Genomic DNA, 10,829 nt, shown 5'->3' with positions numbered 1-10,829 from the left:
CGGCTCGTCGAGGAGGGCCTGGCTGTCCGGCAGTCATCGTCTTCCTGAAGCCGACGCTCGGTTCCGCCCCGCCTTTTCCAAGCAAGAACAAACCGATCGCGCTCAAAAATGGAGGAGTTTATGACGCTCAGAAATTGGTTGCTCGCCGTCGCGGCGGGCGTGATGTTCGCCGGGGCGGCGGCCAGTACCGGATCGGCGCAGACCATCGTGGTCGCCCGAGGTGCCGACGGCAACTCGTTCGATCCCCCGGAATCGCAATCCTTCGAAGCCATCAAGATGGCCGATTGGGCCTTTGACGGTCTCGTGCGCTATGATCAAAACTCCCTTCGGATCGCTCCGGCGCTGGCCGAGTCCTGGTCGCGCTCGGACGACGGCATGGTTTGGACGTTCAACCTGCGCCGTGGCGTGACCTTCCATGACGGCACCGACTTCAACGCCGATGCCGTGGTTTTCTCGTTGGAACGCCAGCGCGATACCGGGCATCCCTATCACCATGAAGGGTTCGGCCGCTGGAAGGCCAAGTTCGGCAACGTCGCCGAAACGAAAAAGGTCGACGAGTACACCGTCGAGATTCATCTGGCCGCGCCCGCGCCCACGCTGCTTGTCGATCTGGCCTTCTATATCGGCTACATCGTCAGCCCCACCGCCGTGATGGCCGATCCGGAGGGTTTCCGCAGCAATCCCGTCGGCACGGGGCCGTTCCGTTTCGTGCGCTACGAGCGCGACAACTTCACCCAGTATGAGCGGTTCGACGACTATTGGGCGGGTCCGGCCAAGGCCGAGCGGCTCATCGTCAGAACCATCCCGGACAATGACGTGCGCCTTCTGGCGCTGATCAACGGCGAGGTCCACCTGGCGTACGGTATCGGCTTTTCGCAGTTCGCCACCGTAGAGGCCAACGATGAACTGGAGCTTCTGACGGCGCCGAGCCTTGGCATATCGGTCATGTCGATGAACATGGACAAGGCGCCGTTCGACAATCTGATGGTCCGCCGCGCCGTCAACCATGCGGTCAACAAGCGGCGCATCCACGACATCGTTTTCGCCGGTTACGGGCAGATGGCCGACCAGGTGCTGCCGCCGGAATGGTTCGGTCACGCCGAGGACGGGATGACCTATGAGTACGATCCCGAAAAAGCCAGGGCGCTTCTGGCCGAGGCCGGATTTGCCGACGGCTTCGAGACGACCCTGATCACCTGGAACACGCCGCGGCCCTATCTGCCCGCGCCGCGCGATGCCGCCGCGCTGGTCAAATCCGATCTCGCCGAGGTCGGCATCGAAGTGGAGATTCAAACGCTGTCATGGGGCGTCTATCGCACCGAACGGGGGCGCGGCGGGTTCGGCATGGCGCTTGGCGGATGGATTTCCAGCACGCTCGATCCGCACGGGATCGCTTATCCGCTCTATCATTCCAGCTTCATCCGCGAACGCGACTCGATCAACTGGGCACGCTGGAGCAACAAGCAAGCGGACGAACTGCTGATCAAGGGCGGCTCCATGTATGACGAGGCCGAACGCGATGCGATCTATCAGGACGCCATGCGCCTTCTCATGGAGGATTCGCCGTCGGTGTTCCTGGCGCATCCGATCAATTCGATCGTCGCGCGCACCGACCTGGAAGGCGCGTTCATTCACCCCTCCAACTGGGTGCCGCTCCATCACGTCTCCGTTGCGCAATAGGCGCCGAAAGGCGTCGGAACGAAGGGGCGGCGGCCATGGCGCGTCGCCGCCCCGGCAGCTCCTGCGCGCCGCGCCGCGGCAAGGTTCCGCCTTTGCGCGCCATCATGGGCGCCGGGACCGGAACGCGGCGCCTGCCCTTTCGATCCACGCAAAGCCATGCCGATGAGCCTTACGATCAGCGCTGTGGACACCGTTGCCGTTCGGGCCGACCTCAAGGACCCGCTGGCCACGTCCCGAAAGACCTATGACCGGCTGCCCTATGCCTTTGTGCGCGTGACGCTGTCCGATGGAACGGGCGGGATCGGCGAAGCGCGCGAATCCTTGCAGATCACCGGTGAATCCATAGGCACCATTGTCGCAATGGTCCGCGACGTTCTGGCGCCGGCCGTCATCGGACGGCATCCGGGCGATCTGCGGGGCCTGCACGATGTCATGGACAGGCGGGTGGCCGCCAATACGGCCGCCAAATCCGCCCTCGACATGGCGGTTCACGATGCGTTTGCCAAAGTGCTTGGCATTCCGGTCCATCTGTTGATGGGCGGCGGCTCCACGGCGCCGGTCGCAACCTCCAAAGCGATCGGCGTCGGCGATACGTCCGCGATGGTCGCCCAGGCCCGGCGTGCCGTTGAGGCCGGTTTCGCAACGCTGAAGATCAAGACGGGCCTTGACGATCGCACCGAGCGTGAGGCCGTCAAGGCGATAAGGGCCGAGGTCGGACCGGAGATTTGCCTGAAACTGGACGCCAACCAGGCATGGACGCTGCAACGGGCGACCGCCTTTCTGGCCGATGTGGAGCGTTGCGACGTCGCGATGATCGAGCAGCCGCTGCCCGCATGGGATTATGGCGGCCATGCGGCCTTGCGCAAACGCACCGCCATACCGGTCATGCTGGACGAGAGCGTCCACCGCGCTGAGGATGCGCGGCGGGCGATCGATGCCGAAGCATGCGATTACATCAACATCAAGCTGGTCAAGACCGGCGGCCTCTATCCGGCCCTGGCCTTGGTGGCGGTGGCGCAGAGCGCCGGCATTGCATGTCAGATCGGCTCGCTCGACACCACGGTCGGAAGCGCCGCGGCCATCCATCTGGCGCGCGCCTGTGCGAACGCGATTTCGTTCGCCGAGATCAACGGCCCGCTGCGCCTGAGAAAAGACGTGGCGATGGGCTATCGCTACAAAAAGGGCGCGGTGGCGGTCGATCCGGCGCCCGGCCTGGGAGTCGTGCCGGACTGGGAAGCGCTCGGCTTTGCCGCTCCCGCCGGGGCCGCCGCCTTCTCGTCTGCCGAAAACGCCCGAGCCAGGGAGGCCACGACGCCATGAAGATCTGCTATCTGCTGCCCGGCACCGGGTTGAGCCGGCAAGAACGAACCCGGCGCCAGGCTATTCTCAACGACGTGGCCGCAGCCGGCAGCCACGTTGCCGTTCACCACATCGAGCGCGGGCCGAAGGGCATCGAGAATGCGGTCGATGAATATCGGGCCATGCCGGAAGTGCTCGACTGGATCATGGCGCGCAACGACGATTTCGACGCTTTCATCATCGGTTGTGCCGGCGATACGGGCCTTGAAGGTGCCCGGGAGCAATCTCGAAAGCCGGTCGTCGGCCCCGGAGAGGCGTCGATCCTTCTGGGGGCACTGGGCGACAAGCGCTTTTCCATGCTCACCATTTCGCTCGAAAGGTCGCGCGTCAAGCGACGGCTGGTGCGCGAAGCCGGTCTTGCCGAGCACCGGCTGGTTTCGAGCCATTCACTGGGCATTCCCGTGCTCGACCTCTACAAGGATCTCGATCGCACCCAGGCGCGCCTGACCGAGACGATGATCGAGGCGCGCGCCAACGGCGCCGAGACGATGCTGGTCGGGTGCATGTCGGTGGCTTTCATGGAACCGCGCCGCCTGGCGCGGGCCAGCGCCGATGCGGATTTGCCGGCGGTCAACCCCATCGTCTGCGCGGTCAAGATGGCCGAGGCGCTGGTCGCCATTCAAAACCACGGCGCGGTGGACGAGGCGGCGTCGGCGCAATGAGGAGCAAGCCGTTGGGCGGCGAGAACGAAAAAGCCACCTCAAGCGCCGATGCGGCCGGCAGCGCCTGGTTGGCGGCCGCATCGGCCGGCGCGCGCGATGCGTTTCGCGCGCTCGTGGGGCGCAAACCGGCCGCATTCGGGCTCGGCGTCATAGTCGTGCTGGTGTTCTGCGCCGTTTTTGCGGACGTGCTGGCGCCATATCCGCCCGACCAGTACACCGAAGCGGTCTCGGTTCCGCCCGGCTGGGCCCATCCGTTCGGCGTCGACCATCTCGGCCGCGATATTCTGAGCCGCGTCATCCACGGCGCGCGGATCTCCTTGTGGGTCGGCGTCCTGGCCGTTGGCATCTCGCTGACGGCCGGCGTCGCCATCGGGCTGATCGCGGGATATTTTGGCGGCCTCGTCGACAATGTCATCATGCGGGCGATGGACATCATGATGTCCCTTCCATACGTCCTGCTTGCCATTTTGATCGCGGCCGTGCTCGGCCCGTCCTTGGAAAACGGCATACTGGCCATCGGCATCGTGCGCATACCGCGTTTTGCCCGGCTTGCGCGCGGGTCGACGCTGTCGGTGCGTACATTGACCTATGTGGAGGCATCGCGATCGGTCGGGGCGCCGCATCGCCGCATCATACGCAAGGATATCCTGCCCAACATCGCCGGTCCGATCATCGTCTATTCGACGATGAGCCTGGGCGATGCGATCCTGGCCGCCGCGGTGCTCAGTTTTCTGGGGCTTGGGGCTCAGCCGCCCATTCCGGAATGGGGCGCGATGCTGAACGAGGCGCAGGCCTATCTCATCAACTCGCCCTATATGTCGATGTTTCCCGGCCTGGCCATCTTTCTGACCGTGCTGGCCTTCAATATGGTGGGCGACGGGCTGCGCGATATTCTGGACCCCAAGACGCGCCGATAGACCAAGACGCGTCGATAGACAGGGGGCCCGCAGCCATCGGTGACGCTCGGGCGCGGATGCGCCATTGCGGCGCAAAGACCGCATCAGGCCGGTGTCGCCCGTGCGCTGGCGGCATCTATCACGATGATCGCCTTCTTCCCGTCGCTTCCCGCTTCGATCAGCTCGTGAGCGGCGGCGGTTTGCGCCAGCGGAAAAACCGCCGGTTCGGGATGGCGCAGCAGACCGCGCGACAAAAGGGCCGAGATATCGCGGACCGCATGCCCGCGCCGCCGTTCGGTCAAATGCCGGCCCTGAACGGCGTGCAGCGTCACGCCCTTGGACGCCAGCGCATAATAGTCGACGATCGGGTGCCTGACGCGCGTCGACGAATAGGACGCAATGATGCCGTTCATGGCGATCATCCTCAGATCGGCTTCGAGGTTGGCGCCGAAATCGACCTCGATGATTCGGTCGACCCCCTTGCCGCCGGTGAACTCGATCACCTCCTGCGTGTAATGCGGCGATCTGTGGTCCACGACCATGTCGGCGCCGCACGCCTTTGCCAGCGCCCTCTTTTCGGGCGTGCGGGCCGTTGCCACGACGCGTGCGCCGCCCCACCGCGCCAACTGTATCGCATATTGGCCGACGGTGCCCGCGCCGCCCTGGACGAGCGCAACCGTTCCGCTGACCGGACCGTCGCGCAGCACCGCCGTATGCGCGGTGATCGCCGGAACGCCGAGCCCCGCCGCGGTGATGAAATCGACATCGTTCGGCAAGGGGACGGCATGGGCCGCATCGACAATCGCGAACTCCGCCGCGGTGCCGCCGCCCGGTCGCGCCGCATCCGCCCGAAAGATCCAGACCCGCTGGCCGATCCGCGCCCGGTCGACGCCCGGTCCCGCCGCCTCGATGAACCCCGAGCCGTCGGCATGCGGAATGACCCGCGGCGCCGGCATGGGCTTTCCCGACCAGCCCGACCGCGACTTTGTGTCGTGCGGATTGGCGCCCGAGGCGACGATGCGGACCAGAACCTGGTTGGCGCCCGGTCGGGGAGAAGCGATCTCGCCGATGGCGATGACGTCGGCGGCAGGCCCGTTTTTCTCGTACCAAGCCGCATGCATCGTTTCGTTCCGCTTCGCTGTCCGTGCACGGTGTTTTTGTTATGTAAACAGATTATTCGCCAGATGGACAAGAACTTTTATCTGGTCTAACCGGTCCTCACTTTTTGACGTTGCCAGAAATGCAGGAGCACGTGATGTCCGTGGCGGGTGAAGGACGAGATTATACCATAACGGCCGTTGACAGGGCCATTACGCTTCTGGAGCAGGTCGCCGAGCGTCCGGGGAGCAACGTCACCGATCTTGCCAATCTGACGGGCTTTTCCCGCAGCCTTGTCTTCCGCCTGGTCCACACGCTCGAAAAGCGCGGTTACCTGGAAAGAAGTTCGAACGGCCGTTCCTATGCGGTGGGGTGCAAGTCGCTTTTGATATCGACGAGCGCGCAGGATAATTCGGCGCTGATGCTGGCCGCAAGGCCCTATCTTGAGGAGCTGGCGGCGCGCAGCGGCGAGAACGTCAACCTGATCATCCGCGATGGCCTGCACCATTTGACGGTCTTTGCGCGCCGGTCGCCCGACCCCAACACCCTTTATGCGAAAGTCGGGCGGCGAGGACCGCTGCATGTCGGTGGCGCACCGAAGATCCTGCTGGCGTTCGCGCCGCAGGACGTTCAGGACGCCGTGCTGTCCAGCGGGCTGAAGAAATATACGCCCTACACCGTCACCGATCCCGAAGAGCTCAAGGCCATCCTGATGGAGATTCGCCGGACCGGTGTGAACGAAACCACGCAGGACCTCGACATGAACGCCTTTTCATTTGCGGGCGCCGTTTACCGCGCCGGTGGCGAGGTTGTCGCCGCCGTCAGTGTTGCCGGGCCCGCAAAACGACTGACAAACGAGCGCACCCGGCTCCTGCGTGGCCTTGTGCTCGATACGACCGCCAACATATCGGCGGCGTTGGGCTGGCATTTCGAGGCGCAGGCGGTGGTTTGATGTCCCCTGGCATGCATCAACGCGACCGCATCCATGCGGCGTCGAACCGCTTGCCCCTGGTGTCCCGGATCTGAAGTTCGCTTCGTTACGCAGCATGCTCCGTACGAACTTCAGATTCGATCAGGACACTAGCAGGTGTTTGATTCTAGTGTGGTTTACGGATTTGAAGTTCGTTCAGAAGCGTGCCGCGAACACTGTAACGAACTTCAAATCCGCCACACTAGGGCCTGTGTTTACACATTGACGATTGACTGTGTTGGAGACCAAAGCCGGCTCTGACCGGGAGAAAAGCGCAAGCAAGTGTGCGCCCATTTGCGAGCATTTTCGATGCCGTCGGGGCCGATCCCGGATCGTGGTTCGGGACAAGCTTTGGCCCAACCCTGCGGGCCGCCCGGCAAAGCCGCCATTTTGGCGTCCCTCGTCGTTGGGCTTGAAGCGCCTTGGTGGATGAGATTTTTCGTGTCCTGCGACGAACAATGACGATCGCAAGCGCGGGCGATGTGCGGTTATCATCGCCCTTGACGATATCGCTCAGGCCCACCGCCGCGTCGAACGGGGCGGGATCGGCAACACCGTATTGCGCCTGACCGATCATCATTGAAGCGGCTCGAAACGGCGGCCGAGCGTGCTCCGAAGCCGCCCGCCATGCATCCGCACGACCTTGCGTTCCGCCCCTTTCGCCGGTGAAGCGCCACCGGCCCCGGAGCGTTTCTCCTGATCGCCGATTTACGCGCAATGCTCCAACGCCTTGATTACGAGCATGTTCCTATCCGAAAACCGCATGCACTTTCGGGAACATGTTCTAAAGTGTAAGGGAGCCGTCGCCGGCCGGTGCGGCCGTTCCGGAAAGGGGCAAGCAAGCGTGAGCGTGAAGGAAGAAGGCAGGCGCAAACCATATTCCGCTCCGGCCCTTGAGAAAGGGCTCGACATTTTGGAGCTGCTCGCGCGCGAGGAAGCCGGCCTGACCCAGTCGGAGATTTCGCGTGCGCTCAACCGCTCCGTCAGCGAGATCTTCCGCATGCTCGTCGTGCTCGCCGAGCGCGGCTATATCGCGCTGGACACCGATACCGATCGCTATGGGCTGACGACGCTTCTGTTCGAGGTCGCTCACCGCACACCGATGATCAGGCGGCTGACGGCCTTGGCCGGCACGCAAATGCGCAGCCTTGCGCGCCAGATCAATCAGACCGTGCATTTGGGGGTGATCAGCAATGACGCGCTGCTTGTCATCGGGCAGGTCGATTCGCCGGGCAACAACATTCTCAGCATTCGCCTGGGCGCGCGCATCGATCTTTGGCGCGCATCCTCCAGCCGCGTGATCCTGGCATTCATGTCCAGGGACGATGTGGAGGATTTCCTGGCCCAGGTTCCCTTGCCGGCCGACAAGACCGCCGACCGGATGCGCCGGGAGCTTGCCGCCATTCGCGCGCGCGGCCACGAGGCCACCGAAAGCTTCGTGGTGCAGGGCATCACCAACATTTCCGCGCCCGTCATCGACCATACCGGTCAGGCCGTGGCGGCCATGACCATTCCCTATCTACAGCGCTATGACGATCCCATCGGCTTCGACGCCTGCCTTCAGGCGCTGCTTGCGGCCGCCGGCCAGCTTTCGCGCAGCCTGGGCGGGGGCATTGCCGCCTCGCCGGTCAGTCAAGGATAGGCGGCTCTGCGGGCTTGCGCATCGAGGCAAAGCACGCCTCGACCAGCGCCATGGTCTGATAGGCATCCTCGACGCCGGCATAAAGATCGCCATCCTCCTGCGCATCGAAGCGCTGGAGGTTGCGCATCGTGCCCATGAAGGCGTCGATGAACCACGCCCCTTCCAGTGGAATCTGCTGCCAGTCCCCAGTTTTCCGGCACAGCCACAATTCGTCGGCCTCGCCATGGGGGTAATCGTAGCAGACCCCAAGCTTCACCATCATCGCCCCCTCGGTGCCTTCGATGCGGAACCACGCCGACTGGAATTTGCGGCCGTGGGGGTGGTTGTGGTTGATCGTCATGACCGCGCGGGTCCGCGCGCCATAGTCGAGCAGGACGGATGTGCGCGTCTGCGCGAAATCGGCCGCGCGCGGATCGCCCATCGAGCGCGCGAACACGCCCTTGGGGTTGCCCGCGATCGCCCGGATCGTGTCGAGATAGTGAATGGAGTGGACGGCGATTTCCACCCGTTCCATGGGAATCAGGAAAGGGAAAAGCCGCCAGGGCGTGAAGATGTTCACATGCACCTCGACCTCCAGCAGATCGCCGAGCACGCCCTTGCGCACCGCGTCGGCGACCGCCATCATCATGGGCGAGAAGCGGAGCTGAAAATTCACCGCAGCTTTCAGTCGCTTGTCGCGGCATATCTGCCGAATGGCCCGCGCCTGGTCCTGGTGGGCGCCCATGGGCTTCTGGATCAGAACGGCGGCCCCGTCCGGCAGCGCGCCAAGAAGGGAAGCTATCACATGGGGCGGCGTCGCGATGTCGTAGACGGTGTCCGTTCCGCCACTTTCAACGGCGTCTTCAAGCGTTGGGTGGACGGTCGGGATATCCCATGCCTTGGCCAGCGCATGCGACCGCCGCGCATCGGTATCGACGATGCCGGCAACCGGAAGCGCCGCCTTGCGATAGGCGGGCAGGTGGGCGTCGCGGACGATGCCGCCCGCGCCGATAATCGTAATGGGCTTGGGCCTGGCCGGACCTGGCCAGCTCTGCAACAAGGATGCGTTCACGGGATCGCTCACGCCGGCCGCTCCCGTCGCTCGACCAGAAGAACGTGCTCGCAGTACATCACCGTCGAACCGTCCTGCTTCGTCGTTTCGCAGATTTCCGTGATCCGACCGTAGGCGGGGCGTTTGGGATCGTCGTCCACCCGGCCGATGGTCACCTTGGTTCGGATCGTATCGCCGATATAGACCGGATTGGGAAAGCGAAGCCGCTCATAGCCATAGGTGAAGGCGCGCGGATTGATCTGCGTGGCCGTCAACCCGATGCCGATGGCAAACGTCATGGTGCCATGGGCAATTCTGGCGCCGAAAGGCTGTGTCTTGCACCATTCCTCGTCCATGTGGTGGGGGAAGAAGTCCCCCGAATGGCCTGCGTGAACGACGATATCGGCCTCGGTGATCGTGCGGCCCGTTGTGCGCCGCGCCTGGCCGATCTCATAGTCTTCGAAGAACTGCTCGATTTCCATCGTCTTGAATTTTTATATGCAAAAAATAATTTGACAAGTGAAAAATCAGGGGATTAAGCTGACCGCAAGCCGGCAAAAACCGGTTCATCGCCGTGCGATGACACAACAACCCAGGGAGGATTCGATGAAACCGCTGGTTTCTTCTTTTGCCGTGGCGATGGTCGCGCTGTTGTCCACCGGCGCCCAGGCGCAGGATGTCACGCTGCGCCTTGCCCATGTTCTGTCAACATCCGAGCCCATGCATTTGGCATCGGAACGGTTCGCCGAGCTGGTCGCCGAACGCTCGGACGGCCGCATCGCCGTCGAGGTTTTCCCCGCCGGTCAGTTGGGCAGCAATCTGGACCTTTACGAGCAGGTCCGCATGGGCGCGCCCGTCATCCAGATTTCCGATCCCGGCTATCTGTCGGACTATGTGGCCGATTTCGGCGTGCTCAACGGGCCCTACCTTCTCGATGATCCCGCCGATTTCGGCAAGCTTCTGGAAAGCGACTGGTATCGGGGCATCGTCGATCAACTGGCCAGAGAACAGGGCATCCGCGTTCTTTCGCTCAACTGGCTTTTCGGCAGCCGCCATATCATTTCCGATCAGCCGGTCCGCTCGCTGGCCGATCTGGACAATCTGTCGATCCGCGTGCCCCCCAACGTCATGTGGATCGAAACCTTCGCAGCGCTCGGCGCGCGAGGGGAGACCCTGGCGTGGACGGAGGTCTATTCCGGCCTGGCCTCGGGCGTTGTCGATGCGGCCGAAGCGCCCTTGTCCTCGCTTTGGGGGTCGCGGCTTTACGAGAACGCCGACACGGTCTCCATGACCGGGCACTTCACCGCGTTCACCGGGCCGGTGATCAACGAGGACGTCTACAGGGCGCTGGACGAGGATTTGCGCGCCATCATCGACCAGGCCGCCATCGAAGCGGGCGACTACATGGCCGACATCGTCATGCAATCGCAGGCGCAGCTCATCGGCGACCTGGTAGGCGCCGGCGTCACGTTCGTGAACGATGTGGATGTCG

10 protein-coding genes are annotated in these 10,829 nt (G+C 63.6%); 7 read left to right on the top strand and 3 right to left on the bottom strand.

Annotated elements, in window-relative coordinates; translation table 11 throughout:
* The first annotated feature begins 120 nt into the window (after positions 1-120).
* From AC5E6L_RS10620 to AC5E6L_RS10605, 4 genes are all read left to right on the top strand, one after another.
* A complete protein-coding gene (locus AC5E6L_RS10620) occupies positions 121-1,680 on the top strand; it encodes an ABC transporter substrate-binding protein (protein WP_491773157.1) in 1,560 nt (519 codons plus the stop codon).
* Between the two features lie 162 nt (positions 1,681-1,842).
* Positions 1,843-3,000: a mandelate racemase/muconate lactonizing enzyme family protein gene (locus tag AC5E6L_RS10615; RefSeq protein WP_491229209.1), complete on the top strand. Its 1,158-nt coding sequence runs from the start codon at positions 1,843-1,845 to the stop codon at positions 2,998-3,000.
* A complete protein-coding gene (locus tag AC5E6L_RS10610; RefSeq protein ID WP_491229210.1) occupies positions 2,997-3,701 on the top strand; it encodes an aspartate/glutamate racemase family protein in 705 nt (234 codons plus the stop codon). The genes AC5E6L_RS10615 and AC5E6L_RS10610 overlap by 4 nt, the downstream gene beginning before the upstream one ends.
* Before the next feature lie 11 nt (positions 3,702-3,712).
* A complete protein-coding gene (locus tag AC5E6L_RS10605; protein WP_491229211.1) occupies positions 3,713-4,618 on the top strand; it encodes an ABC transporter permease in 906 nt (301 codons plus the stop codon).
* Between the two features lie 83 nt (positions 4,619-4,701).
* On the opposite strand, the gene AC5E6L_RS10600 is transcribed toward AC5E6L_RS10605, so the two are convergent.
* Entirely contained in the window at positions 4,702-5,718 is a 1,017-nt protein-coding gene (locus AC5E6L_RS10600; RefSeq protein WP_491773154.1) for an NADPH:quinone reductase, read from the bottom strand.
* A gap of 134 nt (positions 5,719-5,852) precedes the next feature.
* Here AC5E6L_RS10600 and AC5E6L_RS10595 point away from each other — a divergent pair, with 134 nt between their 5' ends.
* On the top strand, positions 5,853-6,647 hold the full coding sequence (locus AC5E6L_RS10595; protein WP_491229213.1) for an IclR family transcriptional regulator: 795 nt from the start codon (positions 5,853-5,855) through the stop codon (positions 6,645-6,647).
* A gap of 862 nt (positions 6,648-7,509) precedes the next feature.
* Positions 7,510-8,307 (top strand): IclR family transcriptional regulator, encoded by a 798-nt coding sequence (locus AC5E6L_RS10590; protein WP_491230385.1) that lies wholly within the window; start codon positions 7,510-7,512, stop codon positions 8,305-8,307.
* Here AC5E6L_RS10590 and AC5E6L_RS10585 read toward each other — a convergent pair.
* Positions 8,294-9,370, bottom strand: a complete 1,077-nt coding sequence (locus AC5E6L_RS10585) for a Gfo/Idh/MocA family protein (protein WP_491230386.1) — start codon at positions 9,368-9,370, stop codon at positions 8,294-8,296. The genes AC5E6L_RS10590 and AC5E6L_RS10585 overlap by 14 nt on opposite strands.
* Positions 9,367-9,819, bottom strand: a complete 453-nt coding sequence (locus tag AC5E6L_RS10580; protein ID WP_491773151.1) for a MaoC family dehydratase — start codon at positions 9,817-9,819, stop codon at positions 9,367-9,369. Before AC5E6L_RS10580 ends, AC5E6L_RS10585 begins: the two co-directional genes overlap by 4 nt.
* 124 nt (positions 9,820-9,943) lie before the next feature.
* Here AC5E6L_RS10580 and AC5E6L_RS10575 point away from each other — a divergent pair.
* Positions 9,944-10,829, top strand: an 886-nt coding sequence (locus AC5E6L_RS10575) for a C4-dicarboxylate TRAP transporter substrate-binding protein (RefSeq protein ID WP_491773149.1), incomplete at its 3' end; no start/stop codon positions are given.

This window comes from Roseitalea sp., from assembly GCF_984466335.1.
The sequence above is the reverse complement of the archived record's forward strand: the minus strand, read 5'-3'. Positions and strand labels throughout refer to the sequence as shown.